Source organism: Pseudomonas sp. Sample_11 (genome assembly GCF_004307505.1).
Classification (GTDB): domain Bacteria; phylum Pseudomonadota; class Gammaproteobacteria; order Pseudomonadales; family Pseudomonadaceae; genus Aquipseudomonas; species Aquipseudomonas atacamensis.
Genome location: NZ_RCOD01000080.1, coordinates 75,574 through 92,631, shown reverse-complemented (window position 1 = coordinate 92,631; position 17,058 = coordinate 75,574). Strand labels below are relative to the sequence as shown.

General features: G+C 61.3%; 15 protein-coding genes. 14 read left to right on the top strand and 1 reads right to left on the bottom strand.

Translation table 11 applies throughout. From position 1 onward, the window contains the following. Nucleotides 1–76 precede the first annotated feature (76 nt). Nucleotides 77–286, top strand: coding sequence for a hypothetical protein (locus D8U60_RS22170; protein WP_130900951.1), 210 nt, complete (start codon nt 77–79; stop codon nt 284–286). Between the two features lies 1 nt (nt 287). Here the strand turns inward: D8U60_RS22170 and D8U60_RS22165 are convergent, their stop codons facing one another. Next, a complete protein-coding gene (locus D8U60_RS22165) occupies nt 288–1,262 on the bottom strand; it encodes an NAD-dependent epimerase (RefSeq protein ID WP_130900950.1) in 975 nt (324 codons plus the stop codon). 681 nt (nt 1,263–1,943) lie between these two features. Between D8U60_RS22165 and rfaH the strand changes: the two genes are divergently transcribed. The 13 genes from rfaH to galE all read left to right on the top strand — a co-directional run bounded on the left by rfaH (nt 1,944) and on the right by galE (nt 17,048). Next, nucleotides 1,944–2,462, top strand: coding sequence for a transcription/translation regulatory transformer protein RfaH (gene rfaH, locus D8U60_RS22160; protein ID WP_024012821.1), 519 nt, complete (start codon nt 1,944–1,946; stop codon nt 2,460–2,462). Nucleotides 2,463–2,513: 51 nt separating this feature from the next. Beyond that, nucleotides 2,514–3,674 carry an outer membrane beta-barrel protein gene (locus tag D8U60_RS22155; protein WP_130900949.1) on the top strand — a complete coding sequence of 387 codons (1,161 nt, stop codon included), beginning with the start codon at nt 2,514–2,516 and terminating at the stop codon, nt 3,672–3,674. Between the two features lie 12 nt (nt 3,675–3,686). Then, nucleotides 3,687–4,220 (top strand): polysaccharide biosynthesis/export family protein, encoded by a 534-nt coding sequence (locus tag D8U60_RS22150; protein ID WP_130900948.1) that lies wholly within the window; start codon nt 3,687–3,689, stop codon nt 4,218–4,220. 2 nt (nt 4,221–4,222) lie between these two features. Next, nucleotides 4,223–6,532 carry a GNVR domain-containing protein gene (locus D8U60_RS22145; protein WP_130900947.1) on the top strand — a complete coding sequence of 770 codons (2,310 nt, stop codon included), beginning with the start codon at nt 4,223–4,225 and terminating at the stop codon, nt 6,530–6,532. A gap of 66 nt (nt 6,533–6,598) precedes the next feature. Then, entirely contained in the window at nt 6,599–7,990 is a 1,392-nt protein-coding gene (locus D8U60_RS22140; RefSeq protein WP_130900946.1) for an undecaprenyl-phosphate glucose phosphotransferase, read from the top strand. A gap of 46 nt (nt 7,991–8,036) precedes the next feature. Next, nucleotides 8,037–9,395 (top strand): UDP-glucose/GDP-mannose dehydrogenase family protein, encoded by a 1,359-nt coding sequence (locus tag D8U60_RS22135; RefSeq protein ID WP_130900945.1) that lies wholly within the window; start codon nt 8,037–8,039, stop codon nt 9,393–9,395. Beyond that, nucleotides 9,392–10,099 carry a WecB/TagA/CpsF family glycosyltransferase gene (locus tag D8U60_RS22130; protein ID WP_130900944.1) on the top strand — a complete coding sequence of 236 codons (708 nt, stop codon included), beginning with the start codon at nt 9,392–9,394 and terminating at the stop codon, nt 10,097–10,099. Before D8U60_RS22135 ends, D8U60_RS22130 begins: the two co-directional genes overlap by 4 nt. A gap of 11 nt (nt 10,100–10,110) precedes the next feature. Beyond that, nucleotides 10,111–11,190 carry a glycosyltransferase gene (locus D8U60_RS22125; RefSeq protein WP_130900943.1) on the top strand — a complete coding sequence of 360 codons (1,080 nt, stop codon included), beginning with the start codon at nt 10,111–10,113 and terminating at the stop codon, nt 11,188–11,190. Further along, nucleotides 11,187–12,293 (top strand): glycosyltransferase, encoded by a 1,107-nt coding sequence (locus tag D8U60_RS22120; RefSeq protein ID WP_130900942.1) that lies wholly within the window; start codon nt 11,187–11,189, stop codon nt 12,291–12,293. Before D8U60_RS22125 ends, D8U60_RS22120 begins: the two co-directional genes overlap by 4 nt. Nucleotide 12,294: 1 nt before the next feature. After that, nucleotides 12,295–13,602, top strand: a complete 1,308-nt coding sequence (locus tag D8U60_RS22115) for an O-antigen ligase family protein (protein ID WP_130900941.1) — start codon at nt 12,295–12,297, stop codon at nt 13,600–13,602. Further along, complete coding sequence (locus D8U60_RS22110) at nt 13,596–14,525, top strand: glycosyltransferase family 2 protein (protein WP_130900940.1); 930 nt, start codon at nt 13,596–13,598, stop codon at nt 14,523–14,525. The genes D8U60_RS22115 and D8U60_RS22110 overlap by 7 nt, the downstream gene beginning before the upstream one ends. Before the next feature lie 17 nt (nt 14,526–14,542). After that, a complete protein-coding gene (locus D8U60_RS22105) occupies nt 14,543–15,961 on the top strand; it encodes an oligosaccharide flippase family protein (RefSeq protein ID WP_130900939.1) in 1,419 nt (472 codons plus the stop codon). Between the two features lie 31 nt (nt 15,962–15,992). Beyond that, nucleotides 15,993–17,048 (top strand): UDP-glucose 4-epimerase GalE, encoded by a 1,056-nt coding sequence (gene galE / locus D8U60_RS22100; protein WP_130900938.1) that lies wholly within the window; start codon nt 15,993–15,995, stop codon nt 17,046–17,048. Nucleotides 17,049–17,058: the final 10 nt, after the last annotated feature.

The window sequence follows — 17,058 nt, the reverse complement described above, 5'->3', positions numbered from 1 at the left end:
TGATCGGCGACACTTCTGGCTGTATAGCTCGGCGCCTTGGCGGTATGGTGGTTTGCCGACCGCCGAGGAACCGTGAATGCCGAAAAAACCACCACCCCCTGACAGCAACCCCAGCGCAGCCGACATCGAACGCGCCATTCTGGCCTTGAACAAAATGGCCGAACGCCTGTGGGGCGTCGGGCGTGAAGCCGAGGCCAAGGCGCTGCTCGATGCACTGGATGCGTTGAACCGCGCCCTCGACCGGATCCGCATCGGGGAAAGTCGCAGGGCCGTCACCCTGCACTGAATCAGACCTGATAAAACTCGCGATACCACTGCACGAACGCTTGCACGCCCTGCTCGATCGGCACCTGCGGGCTGAAGTCGATGCAGCGTGCCAGCGCCGATACGTCGGCCCAGGTCTTCAGCACGTCGCCCTCCTGCATCGGCAGATAATGGCGCTGAGCCTTGATGCCCAGTGCCTGCTCCAGGCATTCGACGAAGCTCATCAGCGCTACTGGACTGCCGCGGCCGATATTGAACAGGCGATTGGTGCCGCGTTCGGCGCTGAGTGCGGGCGGTTTGTCGAGCAGTCGGAAAATCGCTTCGACAATGTCATCGATAAAGGTGAAGTCGCGCGCCATTTCGCCTTGGTTGTAGAGGTCGATGGCGCGCCCGTTGAGCATCGCTTCGGTGAATTTGAACAGCGCCATGTCCGGTCGACCCCACGGGCCGTACACGGTAAAGAAGCGCAGGCCGGTGGCCTGCAAGCCGTAGAGATGGCAGTAACTGTGCGCGATCAGTTCGTTGGCGCGTTTGCTCGCGGCGTACAACGAAACCGGTTGATCGACCGGATCGTCTTCTGCAAACGGCATCTTGGTATTGGCGCCATACACCGAACTGCTCGATGCATAGATCAAGTGCTCTGGCGGGTGACGACGGCACGCTTCCAGAACGTTGAGAAACCCGACCAGATTCGACTGCGCATAGGCATCAGGATTGTCCAGCGAGTAGCGCACTCCGGCCTGCGCAGCGAGGTGAATGACCTGTTTGTAGTGGCCGTGTTCGAACAACGCGGTCAAAGCGCTCTGATCGACAATGTCCAGCCGCTGGAACGTAAAATTGGCCAGCGTCTGCAATCTCTGCAAACGCGCCTGTTTGAGTTTGACGTCGTAATAAGGATTGAGATTGTCGATACCCACAACCTCTAGCCCTTCGCGACATAAACGCATGACCGTGTGATAACCGATAAAACCGGCGGCACCCGTTACCAGAACACTCATGATTGCCTCGGCTCACCGGTTTGACTTCAAGAAATATGCAGCACGAACATTTACCCGCGAACGACCGTAACTATTCATAGACGACCTTAGTTACTCGGGCCAGCAGCATCCGACGCGAGGCATCTAAAATCAAAACTTCTTACGAACCGAAACATGTAAGATTGAAACTAATTTGCTATCACGCGCACCATCTAACCTCCGCGACTTCAACAACTTCGAAAAGTTTAAAAAACCCGACGAATAAATTTCACCTTTACCAATCAATAACCTACGTGAGATGGCCATCATCAGCGGATGAAAGGTAATGTTTTTGACTGTTAGCAATTGACAGCTTGCAAAGACTGGCCGATAACTAATCACTGCCCGATGAGCTCGCGCCGACGCGCACTTTTCTGCTCTCCGGCTATTTATGTAATTGGATCCTGAAGGTCGCAACTGCGAACCGTGCGGTAGCTTTGCTCAAACAAAAGCGCGGACTCGTTATAGCAAGACGGCCATGGATATAACAACAACCCAATCAAGTTGATTCATTTTTGAAACACTTCTTCTGCCAATAAACATTGATGCATCTGGCTCGGCACTTTGCCTTGATCAGCCTACTACCTACTAGCAAGCTTGGCGGCTAGTCCCACGTTATCGGCCGCCCTGCTTACACGATCGCTATGTATGGAGTACTCCAGCATGCTAACGGTTTGCCGCAACGGCTCTAACTGGTATTTATTGCAGTGCAAGCCCCGCCAGGATGAACGGGCACAACTCAATCTGCAGCAACAGAACTATTCGACCTTTCGGCCGCAGCTGATGAGCGAGCGAAGTATTCGTGGCAAACGCCAACGAACACTGGAATCGCTGTTCCCCGGCTACGTATTCATTGAACTGAGCCGCGACGATAACTGGGCACCGATTCGCTCGACCCGCGGTGTCAGCCGCATCGTCGAATTCAACCATGTGCCCGCCCGGGTCGACGAAGACGTGATTGCGCAACTGCGCGAACGCAGCCAGGAGTCGCTCGGTTTTCCTGCCGAACCGACACTCAAGCCCGGCGAACCTCTGCAAATCGTCCAGGGCCCACTGTCCCCGCTCGAAGGTGTGTTCCTGTCCATGCACGGCGATGAGCGCGTGATGATGCTGCTCAATTTTCTCAACCGCCAACAGCACGTCAGCGTCCCGCTGAGTTACCTCGAACGCCAGCGACAATAGTCCGGATCTGCTTCGCCCTGACCCCGACCCCCTTAATCAGGAGCGTGATCCATGGCTCTGAAGCCTCGCTGTTCCCTGGTTTTAGTCGTCGCCTGCTGTGTCCCCGAAGCTGCCTGGAGCGTTGAGCCGCAAGCGATCAATGTCTACGGCTTCGATTTCACCCCGACCTTTGCCTTGTCGGAAAGCTACGACGACAACTTTCGCGAAGTCGAACACGATGTCGAATCGACCATGGTCACCCGTCTGGCGCCGGCCTTCGAGCTCAAGGCGGAGGACCGCAACAGCGCCACGCGGGTGATTTGGGAACCTACCCGCTACATCTATCACAGCGCCTCAGACGCTTCGAACACCGCCCAGCGCCTGCGCGCCGACAGCATCATGGAGTTCACTGATCGGCATCGTCTGAAACTCGAAGCCGAGGTGCGCAAATACGAGCGCACCACCTCGACCGCCGTCGACGGCATCAACGACAAGATCGAGAGTCAGCGCGTCGGCGGCGTCTACACCTTTGGTGCGCGCAGTGCGCTGAACCAGATCGACCTCGGCGCCAGTTACGCACAACTGCGCTATGACAACTCCGACGGCATCAACGATGACAAGGAGCGCAACACCAGCAACCTGACCAGCACCTGGTATCACCGCCTCGGCAGCAGGACCCGTGGCTTGCTCGAATACGACCACACCCGCTTCGACTACCTGCAATCGAACAGCCCGCGCAGCAGCCGCTCCGACGCCGTGCTGGCCGGTGCCGAATGGGACATGACGGCGAAAACCACCGGCAAATTGCGCGTCGGTTACGAGCGCAAGAACTTCGACCAGAGCGGTTCCGACGATCTGAGCAACCCGACCTGGCAAGTGGATCTGGCGTGGAAACCGCGCACCTACTCGACCTTCACCTTTCTCGCCCGCCAGGCCATGGCCGAAGGCGACGATGGCTCCGACGCGGTGAAAGCCACCTTCACCCAGATCGGTTGGCGTCACGGCTGGACCGAACGCATCACCAGCGTTGCCGAAGTCGGCACGGGCCATTACGTCTACGAAGGCCAGGACCGTAGCGACGATTTGCAGGACTACAAACTCGGCGTGAATTACGCAATGCGCCGCTGGCTGGACGTCGAAGTCGCCTACCGCCACCGCGATAACGACTCCGATGCCGACAACGAAAGCTTCACCCGCAATGTTTTCCAGATCACGTTCGACGTCAGTCTGTAGGAGGGTTGGGCCATGCATACGCGCCTGATTTTATTGTTGTTGCTGCTCTGGACAGTGCCCACGGTCGAGGCGGCGGACACCGACACCAATTACCGCCTGGCCGCTGGCGATGTCTTGCGCATCATCGTGTTCGGCGAGCCGGAACTGAGCTTCAAGAAGATCCGCCTCAACGATGCCGGGACCTTCTCCTACCCGTTTCTCGGCGAAATCGTCGCCAAGGGCCTGACGCCCAATCAGGTCGAACAGAAGATCATCGACGGCCTCAAGCAAGGCTATCTGGTCGATCCGAAAGTCAGCCTCAGCCAGATCGAATACCGCCCGTTCTACATCAATGGCGAAGTGCAGAAACCCGGTAGCTACCCCTTCCAGCCCGGGCTGACCCTGGAAAAAGCCATCGCCCTGGGTGGCGGCCTGACCGAACGCGCTTCAATGAAACGCGTGACGATTTTGCGCGGCAGTGGTGGCCCGCCGGTCACCGAGAACATCTCGCGCACCACCGTCATCGCCCCCGGCGACACCATTTCCATTGCACAAGGCTTTTTCTGATCATGGACAACAGCCCAAGCACCTACCTCGAACGTCCGCTCCAGGGCCACTTGCCAACGCAAGCCGCCGATGAGTCGGACACCCTTGATCTGCTGCACCTGTGGCGGGTGATCTGGTCGGCGAAGTGGAACATCGCCTGGCTGGTGCTGCTCAGTTGCGCGCTGGCCGTGGCGGCGCTGTCGTTCATCACGCCGCAGTACGTCGGCAGTGCGACACTGCTGATCAAGGACAAGACGCCGCCGGTGTTGAGTTTTCAGCAAGCCGCCGAATCCGGCGGCGCCACCACCACTGATTACTTGCAGACCCAGCAGGCGTTGCTGCAATCGCGGGAGCTGGCCGAGCGCGCCGTGCGCAAACTTGGCCTGACTACCAACCCGATCACCGATCCACGCCAGCAGGCGCAGAGTTGGTTCACCCCGCGCCAATGGCTGGCGGACCTCAATCGTGACCAGTGGCTGCCATGGCTGGATCTGCTGCCGCCGCCGAAGCCGCCAGCGACCGAAGAACAAGTGTTCAACGACGTCACGCAAAACCTGATGCTGCACACCAGCGTCAAATTCGTCGGCAAGAGTCAGTTGCTGGAAATCGAAGTCGAACTGCCCGACCCGGCACTCGCTGCGGCGGTGGCCAACGCCCTCGCCCAAGGCTTTATCGACAGCCAGCAGGACACCAGCCTCAAGTCTTCGCAAAACAACACCAGCTGGATGAACACCCGCCTGGTCGAGTTGCGCGACAACTTGCGCGTCGCCGAAAACAAGTTGCAGGCCTATCGCGAGGAACAGGGTCTGGTCGATGTCGACGGTGTCGCGACGATCAGTGCCAACGAGCTGCAAATGACCGGCAACCGCATGATCGATGCGCGCCGCGACCGTGCCGAAGCGGAGAGCCAGTTCCGTCAGGCGCAAGCCTTGAGCAACGGCGACATCAGTCGTTTGTCCAGCGTGCCGGCAGTGCTGAGCAACCCGCTGATTCAGCAGTTCCAGGCTGATCTGGCCAAGGCTCAGGCCAAAGTCGAAGAGTTGTCGGGCCGCTACGGGCCGAAGCACCCGGCGCTGATCTCCGCCCGATCCGAACAACGTACGGCGGCCAACAGCCTGCGCCTGCAAGTGCAGCAAGTGGTTGCCGGTATCGAGCGCCAGTATCAACTGGCAGTGGCCAGCGAAGACGCGTTGCGCAAATCCTTCAACAGCAACAAGGCGCAGATTCAGGACATTTCACGCAAGGAATTCCAGCTGCGCGAATTCCAGCGTGAAGTCGACAGCACCCGGGCGCTCTACGAAACCTTCGTCACCCGCCTCAAGGAAACCGCTGCCACTTCGGACATGGATTCGGCCAAGGCGCGCATCGTCGACCCGGCGATCGCACCGCTGGAAGCGAGCAAACCGCGCAAGAACCTGATTCTCGCGATTGTCGCGCTGGTCGCAGCGATCGTCGGCGTCGCCCTCGCCTTCCTCTTCGATACCCTGAGCAACACCTTCAAGACCGACGACACCGTCGAGAGCCTGCTCAATGTGCCGCTGCTCAGCGTCGTGCCGCTGGTGATGAAAAAGAGCCGGCGGCAGTTGGCGCGGCTGTTCGAGGACAACGACCACCCGCGTTTCTGCGAAACCATCCGCAACCTGCGTACCTGGCTGATGCTGCAAAACAACGAACGCCCAGCGCAGGTGGTGCTGGTCACGTCTTCGGTGTCCGGCGAAGGCAAGAGCACCATCGCCAACAATCTCGCTTCGTCGCTGGCGCCACTGGAACGGGTGCTGCTGATCGATGCCGACATGCGGCAGCCGACGCTGTCGCTGAACTTCGATTTTCCGCCGCAGAGCCCCGGCCTCGCCAACCTCATGGCCGGCAGCGCGCGGCTGGAAGACTGCATCCGCAGCGTCGGCAATCTCGACATGCTCCCGGCCGGCTGCCTGTCGCCATCGGCGCTGGACCCGTTCGAGGCACCGCGTTTGAAAGCCTCGAGCAGTTCGAGCAATGCCGTGGCCCCCGCGCAGGACTTGCTCAGTTCACCGCGCCTCGGTCGGCTGTTGCAGATTCTCAAGTCGCGCTACCGGCACATCATCATCGATTCGCCGCCGGCAGAAATCGTCAGCGACGCACTGTTGCTGGCCCAGCATTCCGATGCGGTGATCTACGTGGTCAAGGCGCAGAGCACGCCGGTCGGCCAGGTGCGCAAAAGCATCGCCGTGTTGCAGCAGAGTCAGGCGCCGGTGTTCGGCGTGGTGCTCAATCAGGTCGATCTGCGCAAGGCGCGCAAGTACGGCCATGGCCATTCCCGTTCTTTCTACGACTACGACTTCGCCCCGCGCTGATCCTTCGGGCCGTGCCGCCCGGCAACAGCACATCCTTCCCTGTTCGACGAATCGGAGATCGCGCCGATGACCTCGCAATATTCCGCGCAAATGGCACACCGTCGCGGCCTCACCTTCTGGGTGCAATGGCTGTGCGCAATGACCCTGGTCAACCTGTTGCTGATCGTGCTGGTGCACTGGCGCATCGGCGAGTTGCCCAGTGAGTACCGCTTGCTGATCATCCTCACCGTGCTTGGCTCGATGCCGGTCTACGGCCTGGTGCAGGTCTACCACAAGCGCCATGGTCTGCTGGTCGGGCTCGGACGTTTGCTCGCCGGCTGGCTGATTCTGCTCGGGCTGCTGATGAGCATCGCCTTCGTCACCCAGACCAGCGCGTTGTTCTCGCGGCAAGTGGTGATTGTCTGGGCCGTGTTCGGTTTTCTCGCCCAGGCGGCGACGTTTCTGCCCCTGCACCTTTTCGTGCGTCTTTACACCAAGATGATCAGCAACGAGCGCCGCGCGGTGATCATCGGCACCTGCCCGACCGCCCATGAACTGGCGCGCAAACTGCTCGACCCGGATCGCGCACTGCTGCTGGGTTTTGTCGCGGCGAAAGCCGACAGCGGCCCGGCGCCGAGCATCCTGCCGCTGCTCGGTGAGGTTGAGGACATTCGCGAAATCATTACGCGGTTGCAGGCGCGGCGCGTGTACATCGTGCTGCCGATGGCCGAGGCAGCGACCATCGAAGCGTTGTACATCAACCTGCTCGACATGAACGTCGACGTGGTGTGGATTCCGGATCTGGGCAGCATGGTCCTGCTCAATCATTCGATCTCCGAGATCGAACGGATGCCGGCGATTTACCTCAACGAAAGCCTGCTCACCTCGCATCCCGGCAGCCTGTTCTGCAAAGACCTGTTCGAACGCAGCGTCGCTGCGGTGGCGCTGATTCTGCTCAGCCCGCTGCTGCTCGGAGTAGCCATCGCGGTCAAGCTGACCTCGCCGGGACCGGTGCTGTTCAAGCAGAACCGCCATGGCTGCGACGGCGAAGTGATCCGCGTGTGGAAATTCCGTTCAATGCGCGTGCACGACGATCAGCAAGTACGTCAGGCCACCCGCGACGACGACCGCGTCACACCGCTGGGACGCTTTCTGCGGCGCAGCTCCATCGATGAGCTGCCGCAACTGTTCAACGTGCTGTTCGGCCACATGGCGCTGGTCGGCCCGCGCCCCCACGCGATCACCCACAACATCTATTACACCGGCAAGGTGCGCGCCTACATGGCGCGGCATCGGCTCAAGCCTGGCATCACTGGGCTGGCACAGATCACCGGGCATCGCGGCGAAACCGAGACCGTGGAAAAGATGCAGCGCCGGGTCGCCCAGGACCTCAATTACATCAATCAATGGTCGCTGTGGCTGGACATCAAGATCCTCCTGAAGACGCCCTTCACCCTGTTCTCGAAAAACATCTACTGACAGCGGCCAGCGTTCTGGCCCACCCGGCCACGCATGAGGTTTTCCCATGAATGTGAGTGTATTCGGTATCGGTTATGTCGGACTGGTCCAGGGCGCCGCGCTGGCCGAGGTCGGCCACAACGTGCTGTGTGTGGATGTTGACGCGGCCAAGGTGCAGGCCTTGAATGACGGCAGTCTGCCTATCTACGAGCCGGGTCTGAAAAGCCTGGTGCGGGACAATCATCACAGCGGTCGCCTGCAATTCGGCAGCGATCTGGCCGCTGCGGTAAAACACGGCGACGTGTTGCTGATCGCCGTCGGCACCCCGCCGGACGAGGACGGTTCGGCGGATCTCAAACATGTGCTCAGCGTCGCCCGCACCATCGGCGAGCACCTGCGCGGCGAGCAGATCATCGTCGACAAATCCACGGTGCCGGTGGGCACGGCGGATCGGGTGCGCGAATGCATCAGCGCCATCCTCGGCGAAAGCGGCCGTGGTGCACTGACCTTCGATGTGGTTTCCAATCCGGAATTTCTCAAGGAAGGCTGCGCGGTCGACGACTGCATGCGCCCCGACCGGATCATCATCGGCACCGACAGCCAGCGCGCCGAAGCGCTGATGCGCGAGCTGTACGAACCGTTCAATCGCAACCGCGAAAAAATCATCGTCATGGATGTGCGCAGCGCCGAGCTGACCAAGTACGCGGCCAACTGCATGCTCGCGACCAAGATCAGCTTCATGAACGAAATGGCCGGGCTCGCGGAAAAGCTCGGCGCCGACATCGAAATGGTCCGCCATGGCATCGGCTCGGATCCGCGCATCGGCTATCAGTTCATCTACCCCGGCATCGGTTATGGCGGCTCCTGTTTCCCCAAGGATGTGCGGGCGCTGATCCACGCCGCCCACGGCGTCGACATCGATGCGCGCCTGCTCCGCGCAGTCGAGTCACGCAACAACGAGCAGAAGAGCACGCTGTTCCACAAGATCGCTGAGCACTTCAACGGCGCGCTGGAGGGCAAAACCTTCGCGCTGTGGGGCCTGAGCTTCAAGCCCAACACCGACGACATGCGCGAAGCCCCCAGCCGCGTGTTGATGGAGGCGTTGTGGCGTGCCGGCGCCAATGTGCAGGCATTCGACCCGAAAGCCATGGAACAAGCCCAGCAGCTTTACGGCCCGCGCGATGACCTGACGCTGGCCGGGACCAAAGAGGCGGCGCTGAAAAATGCCGACGCGCTGGTGATCGTCACCGAGTGGCAAGCGTTTCGCGCACCAGACTTCGAACTGCTCGCCCGCCAGTTGAAAAATCCGCTGATCTTCGATGGCCGCAATCTGTTCGATCCGCAACGCCTCAGCGCACGCGGCTTCACCTACATCAGCGTCGGCCGGCCAATCTGCGCCGCCGAAACACAGGATCTCGCGTCATGATCCGCCTGGAATTGCTCGACCGTTATTCGCCGGCGCTGCTGGACTCCAACCGGGCCTTCTCCTTTCTCAACTTTGCCTCGATCGGCAGTTTCATCCGCCAGCCGCCGCCGTCGCTGGCGTATTTCTGCGACGGCATGCTGATGTCCGGGTTCATGTCGCGCATCACCGGGCGCGCGGTGCAGCGGGTCAGTTTCGATTTCACCTCGATTGCCGACCCGGTATTGCGCGAGTCAGAGCAGCGCGGCAAACGCGTCTACGTGGTCGGTGCGCGGCAGGCCGAGCTTGATCGTTTCGTTGACAAGCTCGGCACGCAGTACCCGCGCCTGCAATTGGTCGGCGCACACAACGGTTACTTCGACGCCGAACAAGGTGCGGCAATTCAAGCTGACATCCGCCGACAGCGCACCAACCTGCTGCTGGTCGGCCTTGGCGCCGGTCTGCAAGAGCGCTTTATCCTCGAAGCACTGCGCGGTGGTTTCAGCGGCGTGGCGTTCACCTGCGGCGGTTTCATTCGTCAGGAGGCCAATGCCAGCGAGCGTTACTACCCCGACGCGATCAATCGCCTGCACCTGCGCGCCTTTTACCGCATGTACCGCGAGCCGCACACGATCAAGCGTTACCTGCTCGACTACCCGAGCAATGCCCTGCGCCTGACCGAACTGATTCTGCGCCAGCAAGTGGCAATCAATGTCACTGCCCCATGAGGATTGTGCCGATGCATATTCTGTTCACGCTCAAGGATTACCAAACTGGCGGCGGCGTCGAGTGCGTGCAGCAACGCCTCGCCGAGCAGTTTCTGGCGGACGGTCGGCGGGTGAGCTTTTTCGTCATGAACGGCGACTCGCCCAACGTCGACGGCGCGCCGAGCATGGCCGGTGGCGGCAGTGGGCTCGCGGGCTGGCTGAAATCGATCGTGCTGCTGCGCCGCTTGATTCGCCGCGAAGGCGTGACGCACCTGATTGGCGCCAAGGAGCAGGCCAATCTCTGCACCTGGTTCGCCACGCTGGGCAGTCCCTGCAAAGTCATTTACACCCGCCACGCCGCGCTGGATTGCGCCGAGCAAAACACCGGGCGCGCCAGCCTGCGGCTGTTGTACGCGCTGTACCTGTGCGGCAGCGGCAAGGTGGTCGCGGTGTCCCACGGTCTGCGCCAGTCGCTTGCCGGGTTGATGCCGTGGGGGCGACCGCGTATTCGTTATTGCCCGAACGCAGTGATCAGCGAACAACTGATGCGTGCGGCACAAGCGCCGTTGCCCGGTGGTGTGCCCCATCATTACTGGCTGGGCATCGGCCGATTGGTGCACACCAAGGGCTTCGATCTGCTGCTCGACGCCTACGCGCTGGCGGCGCAACAACGCCCGCTGCCGTATCTGGTGATTGCCGGCGACGGCCCGTTGCGCACAGCGCTTGAAGCGCAGGCACAACGGCTGGGCATCGAACGCCTGGTGCATTTCACCGGGCATCTGCGCAATCCCTATCCGCTGATCCGTCATGCGCAGCTGTTGGTGCTCAGCTCTTTACACGAAGGCTTGCCGACGGTGCTGGTCGAGGCGCTGGCGCTGGGCACTCCGGTGATCTCCACCGATTGCGGCAGCGGGCCGCGCGAGTTGCTCGATGATGGGCGCCTCGGGCGTTTGGTCGGTGTCAATGATGTGCCGGCCCTGGCCGAGGCAATGCTCGACAGTCTGGCCAACCGCGAACCGGCAGCTCCAGCCCGACATTCGGTCAGCGAAGCGATCCTGCCCTATACCAGCCAGTACGCCGCCCAGGCCTATTACCAGGTGTGGAACCGATGAAAAAGCTGCTGATCATCCTCCAGGACCTCGGCGCCGGTGGCGCGGAGAAAATGATGGTGCGCCTCGCCGGTGCCTTGGTCGAGGCCGGCAACGAAGTCACGCTGCTGATGCTCACCGGTGCCGGCATCAATCAACCGGCGCTCGACCCACGGGTCAGGCAAGTGCTGCTCGACAGTCCGCGCAGCGCTGCCGCCGTGCCCGCGCTGATGCGCTTTTTGCGCAGCAACCGCTACGACGCGCAACTGGCGGTGCTCACTCATGTCAACGTCGTGGCGATTGCCGCCGCCGCGCTTTCCGGGACGCTGGCGCGGCTGCATGTCAGCGAGCGCAATGCCTTTTCGCGGGACAAGCACGTCAACCCGGCCCTGTCGATCAAGCTCGCCTACTGGCTGGCGCCGTGGCTGTACCGGCTGATTCCCAACCCGGTGATCTGCGTGTCGCAAGGCGTCGCCGAAGACCTGGTCGACACCACCATCGCCCGCCCGCGCGATGTGACCACCGCTGACAACCCGGTGCTCGACAACGATTTTCGTGACAAGCCCGCCGCCGCGCCCAGCCATCCCTGGCTGAAGGACAAAACCACCCCGGTGATCGTCGCCGTGGGTCGCCTGGCGCAGCAAAAGGGCTTCGACACTTTGATCGACGCCTTCGCCCGCCTGCCGCAAGGCGATGCGCGGCTGATCATCTTCGGCGAAGGCGCCTTGCGCGGCCAACTGCTGGCCCAGGCGGCAGCGCTCGGCGTCGCCGAGCGTTGCGATCTGCCCGGGTATGCCAGTGACCCCATCGCCGAAATCGCTCGGGCCGATTGCTTCGTCTTGTCGTCACGCTTCGAAGGCAGCCCAAACGCCCTGGTCGAAGCCCTGTCGACCGGCACGCCGGTCGTGGCGACCCGCTGCCCGTACGGCCCGCAGGAAATTCTCGCCGATGGCGCCGTCGCGCCCTTGGTCGAGGTTGACGATCCCGCCGCCCTCGCCGCCGCGATCAGTGCGCAAATGGCCACGCCGCGAGCCGTGCATCGCCAGCGCCGCATTGATGCTGCCGCGCGCTTTGTCAATGCTCGCGCGGTGCAGACCTACCTCAAGGCGTTACTCGGGAGGCGCTGAGATGAACCGCCTGCAAGTGCGTTATTCGACGCTGGCCGACGCCTTCACCCTGTTCGGTGTGCTGTTCTATACGCAAGTGATCGGCTTCTTTTTGCGCCTGGGCAATGTGAGCACGCTGGACGATGCCCAGCAGGACCTGGAAGGCAATCTGGCCAATCAGGTCTGCGGCTTGCTGACCTTACTGGTGCCGCTGTTTTTCTTCATCCGGCACAAGGTGTTCCTCAGCAAGAGTTTCTACCGGCAGAACCTGTTCTTGCTGTTGTTTCTCGGCTGCGTGGCGGCGTCGATCAGTTGGTCGAGCGAGCCGATGCTCAGCTTCAAGCGTTTCGTTGCGCTGCTCAGTGTGGTGTTCTTCGCCGGCTTTATTGCTTGGCGCTACAGCCTGGAACGCATTGCGTTTCTGTTCGGCGGTGTGATCGGTGCGGCGGCGTTGGTCGGGTTGATCTTTGCCGTGATTCGCCCGGACATCGCCTTTATTTCCGGCGGCATTCGTGACGGTGCGTTTCGCGGGGTGTTCGCGGAAAAGAATGCCGGTGCACGCCTGAACGCTATTGCGATCCTGTTGCTGCTGCCGATGATCCGCCAGCGCAACCCAATGGCCATGCTCTACGGCCTGTTCGCGCTAATTGCCATTGGCCTGGCGCAGTCAGCCACGGCGATTGCGCTGATCGTCGCCGGCACCGCCAGTTACGCCTACTTCATCACGCTGATCCGGCTGCGAATCAACCGCTCACTGCTGGCCTTCACCGCCGCTACGCTGGTGTTCTTCCTCTTGTGTGGGGTGCTTTACGCCAACTACGCCATGCTGCTGGAACTGGTCGGCCGCGACCCGTCACTCACTGACCGCACGCTGATCTGGGAGCTGTTGCAGCCGCTGATCGATGCGCAATTTCTCAAGGGCTACGGCTTCGGCGCGTTCTGGGCCAGTGCCGATGCCGATGCGTTTATCACGCGCTGGGGCTACATCGGCAATGCCCACAGCGGCTACGTCGAAACCCTGCTCAATGGCGGCCTGATTCAGTTGATCGCCCTGCTGCTGATGTTTGCCCAGACCCTGAGCAAGCGCTATCGCGCAATCACCGCAGATCAGTCCGCGCGCTATCAGGCCTGTGCGCTGGTGATCATCGGCCTGTTCGTCGTTACCAATTACGTCGCCTACGTGATCCCCAACTATCGCTCGGGTGAGTTCCTGATTTTCTGCGTGCTCAGCCTGACCTTCCGCCACCACCTCGTCGCCCGTCCGCAGCCGCTGCCAGCGGCGAATGCTCGGCCAATGCGCGGCACTTTCCGGGAACAACGCCCATGCTGAATGATCCCTACGCCGTCACCGTGTGCGTGGTGATTCCGCTGTACAACGCCGCCGCCAGCATCCAACGCACACTGGACTCGGTGTGCGCACAGACCCGCCTGCCGGACAAAGTCATTGTCGTCGATGATGGTTCCAGTGATGCCGGTCCAGAGATCGTCAAGCACTACGCCGCGCCCTTGCCCATCGTCCTGTTGCAGCAGCCCAACCAAGGCCCGGCCAGTGCGCGCAATCGCGGTGTGTTCAGCGCCGAAGAAACCTTTATCGCCTTCCTCGATGCCGATGACCGCTGGCATCCGGAGAAACTGCAAAAACAACTGGCGCTGCACGCGGAGTTGACTCGACAGGGACGCAAGGTCGGCTTGATCGATTGCTTTCAGATGAGTGAATTCAGTGATGGCAAACGTCAATTGGAAGATCGCTGCAAACACGGCGAGCACTTTGCCGATTTCATGCGCGAAAACATCATCAACGGCACCTCCGGCGTATTGGCCGTACGCGAGATCATCCTTTCCATCGGCGGCTTCGATCAGAGCCTGCGCTTTGCCGAGGATCGCCTGCTGTGGACGCGCATCGCCGAAATCAGCGAGATCCACAGCGTGCCGCAGATTTTGCACTGGCGCGCCGTCAATGCCGCCAATATCACTGCGCAACCGCACAAGTATTACCCGCACAAGCTGCGCTTCATTCAGTTGTACCTGGCGCGTTACGGCACGCGGCTGAACAAACAGCAACGGATCTATTTCGTCCTCGCCAACCACGCCGAATTTCTCAATGCGTTTTCCCGGCGCGGCGATCATCGCCGGGTCATCGAGGTGTTCCGGCAGATGCTCGGGCATTCGTGGCAGACGCTGTTGTTCTCCCGGGGCAAACCGACCCTGCGCTACCTCTACGCCTGCTTGAAAAGCCTGGGCAACAGCCGCTGAATTCCAGGGATCGCGCCATGGCCAACCGTCGCCTGATGACCCTCGTATGGATTTTCACCGAGAAGTTCGGCCTGATCTTTCTGTCGATGATTACCTTTGTCGTCTACGCGCATCTGCTGACGCCGACGGAGCTGGGCATCGGCACGCTGATCATCGCCGTGGTCGAAGTGGTCGGCATTCTATTCTCGTCGATGCTGGAAGACCCGCTGGTGCGCCTGCAACGTGTCGAGGACAAACACATCAGCAGCGTGTTCTGGTTTGCCGTGCTGGTCAGTCTGCTATCGATTGCGTTGATTTCGCTGGCGGTGGTGCTGTATACGCCGTCCACCGCGCTGCGCTGGATGACCGCCGTGGCCTCGGTAAAAATCCTCTTCACCCTGATGGCGCGGGTGTATGTGGCGCAGATGCGCCGCAGCGGCAATTTCAAGTTGCTGGCCTCGCGCACCTTGCTCGGCAAAGTCGCGGGCGGGGTTGGCGGTGTGGCTGTGGCGATGCTGGGTTTCGGCCCGTGGGCGGTGGTTGCCCAGGCGCTGATCATGGACGGCGTTTCCACACTGGTACTGATGCGCAGCGAGCGTCGGCGCATTCCCTTTCTTATCGACCGCCAGGTGCTGGGCGAACTGCTGCGCGCCGGCCTCCCGGTCTGTATCAACGTGATGAGTTCGCAAACCCTGCAACGCGGCGTCAACCTGATTCTCGGCCTGACTGCCGGGGCGCATGCGGTGGGCATGTTCAACCTGGCCATGCGCATCATCGACCTGCCGCGCTCGGCGATCTACAACGGCTTGATGAGCTACGCCTTGCCGGTGTTCGCCCGGCGCAGTACCGAACCGGCGCGGCTGATCGGGGTGATTGGCGATTCCACGGCGATCAGCGGCTTCGTGCTGACACCGCTGTTCTGCGGCATCGCCCTGACCGCCGAAGACATCATCCTGCTGATCTTCGGCGCGAAATGGGCCGATGCGATTCCTTTGCTGCAAGTGCTCGCCTGCACGGCGGCGCTGGGCAACCTGGCGCTGTATGCAACCACTGCGCTGGTGGCGGTCAATCGCACGCATTTGACCCTCAAGGCGGAAGTCGCCACCACCTTGCTCGCGCTGGTGCTGGTGTATCTGCTCGGCGCGAGCTACGGCGGCATGGCGGCGGCGCTGGCTTTGCTGCTGCGCATGCTGCTGATCACGCCGTTGCAGGTACGCGGCCTGCACGCCGCGATCGGTTACGACTGGCGCAGCTTCTTTCAGTCCAGTTACCGCAGCCTGTTCGCCTCGCTGCTGATGGTCGTCGTGGTGATGTGGACGTCGCGGCAAACGAGCCTGTCCGGCTACGCGCACCTGGCCGGCGATATTGCCATCGGCGCGCTGACCTATGCCTTGGCCTACAGCCTGCTGCACCCGCGCTGGCCGCAAGAATTCAAGTTGGTGTTTACCGCCCGCTGAGCTGAATTTCCTCGCAATGGAGCACGTCGTCATGCGCAAAACCACGTTGATCACGGGCGGTGCCGGCTACATCGGTTCGCACACGGCATTGCAACTGATCGAGTCCGGACACTCGGTACTGATCCTCGACAATCTGTGCAACAGCAGCCGCGAAGCAGTCGCACGGCTGGAGCTGTTGAGTCACTCGCACGTCGATTTCATCGAGGGCGATATCCGCGACGCCGCATTGCTGGACGAGATTTTCAGCACCTACGCAATTGATGCAGTGCTGCATTTCGCCGGGCTCAAAGCCGTTGCGCAGAGCGTACGCCGGCCGATGGATTACTACGCCAACAATGTGTTCGGCACACTGAACCTGTGTCAGGCGATGGCCCGCGCCCACGTGTTCAATCTGGTGTTCAGTTCCTCGGCAACGGTGTACGGCGAGCCGGCCCGCATGCCCATCGTCGAAGACCACGGCACCGGCAAACCGGCCAATCCCTACGGGCGTTCCAAGCTGATGATCGAAGAATTGCTCAGCGACCTTGCCCTCGCGGATGCGCGCTGGAACATCGCTGTGCTGCGTTACTTCAACCCGATCGGCGCGCACCAGAGCGGGCTGATCGGCGAAGCGCCCAACGGTCGGCCGAACAATCTGCTGCCGTGCCTGACCGAGGTTGCCAGCGGCCAGCGCGCTGCGTTGACTGTTTACGGCAACGACTATCCAACCGTCGACGGCACCTGTATTCGCGACTACATCCATGTGCTGGATCTGGCCGAAGGTCATCTCAAGGCCCTACAGGTTTTGCAGGACGATGAACATGGCCTGCACGTGTGGAATCTCGGCACCGGCAGCGGCTACAGCGTCTTGCAGATCATCAGCGCCTTCGAAGACGTCACCGGCCTGCGCATTCCCTACCGCTTCGCCCCGCGCCGCGCCGGTGATGTCGCCGAGTACCGCGCCGATGCGAGCAAGGCCGGACGCGAACTGGGCTGGCGCGCGCAACGCGAGCTCACGCAAATGCTCATCGACAGCTGGCGCTGGCAGACCAACAACCCCTGGGGCTACCGCCCGCAACCGGCGCCGCTGCTGGCGGTGGGCACGTAATAACGGAGCA

Excerpts from the sequence above, each read along its gene's own strand:
- D8U60_RS22170 (WP_130900951.1), top strand. The coding sequence starts at position 77 with ATGCCGAAAAAACCACCACCCCCTGACAGCAACCCCAGCGCAGCCGAC.
- D8U60_RS22165 (WP_130900950.1), bottom strand. The coding sequence starts at position 1,262 with ATGAGTGTTCTGGTAACGGGTGCCGCCGGTTTTATCGGTTATCACACG.
- rfaH (WP_024012821.1), top strand. The coding sequence starts at position 1,944 with ATGCTAACGGTTTGCCGCAACGGCTCTAACTGGTATTTATTGCAGTGC.
- D8U60_RS22155 (WP_130900949.1), top strand. The coding sequence starts at position 2,514 with ATGGCTCTGAAGCCTCGCTGTTCCCTGGTTTTAGTCGTCGCCTGCTGT.
- D8U60_RS22150 (WP_130900948.1), top strand. The coding sequence starts at position 3,687 with ATGCATACGCGCCTGATTTTATTGTTGTTGCTGCTCTGGACAGTGCCC.
- D8U60_RS22145 (WP_130900947.1), top strand. The coding sequence starts at position 4,223 with ATGGACAACAGCCCAAGCACCTACCTCGAACGTCCGCTCCAGGGCCAC.
- D8U60_RS22140 (WP_130900946.1), top strand. The coding sequence starts at position 6,599 with ATGACCTCGCAATATTCCGCGCAAATGGCACACCGTCGCGGCCTCACC.
- D8U60_RS22135 (WP_130900945.1), top strand. The coding sequence starts at position 8,037 with ATGAATGTGAGTGTATTCGGTATCGGTTATGTCGGACTGGTCCAGGGC.
- D8U60_RS22130 (WP_130900944.1), top strand. The coding sequence starts at position 9,392 with ATGATCCGCCTGGAATTGCTCGACCGTTATTCGCCGGCGCTGCTGGAC.
- D8U60_RS22125 (WP_130900943.1), top strand. The coding sequence starts at position 10,111 with ATGCATATTCTGTTCACGCTCAAGGATTACCAAACTGGCGGCGGCGTC.
- D8U60_RS22120 (WP_130900942.1), top strand. The coding sequence starts at position 11,187 with ATGAAAAAGCTGCTGATCATCCTCCAGGACCTCGGCGCCGGTGGCGCG.
- D8U60_RS22115 (WP_130900941.1), top strand. The coding sequence starts at position 12,295 with ATGAACCGCCTGCAAGTGCGTTATTCGACGCTGGCCGACGCCTTCACC.
- D8U60_RS22110 (WP_130900940.1), top strand. The coding sequence starts at position 13,596 with ATGCTGAATGATCCCTACGCCGTCACCGTGTGCGTGGTGATTCCGCTG.
- D8U60_RS22105 (WP_130900939.1), top strand. The coding sequence starts at position 14,543 with ATGGCCAACCGTCGCCTGATGACCCTCGTATGGATTTTCACCGAGAAG.
- galE (WP_130900938.1), top strand. The coding sequence starts at position 15,993 with ATGCGCAAAACCACGTTGATCACGGGCGGTGCCGGCTACATCGGTTCG.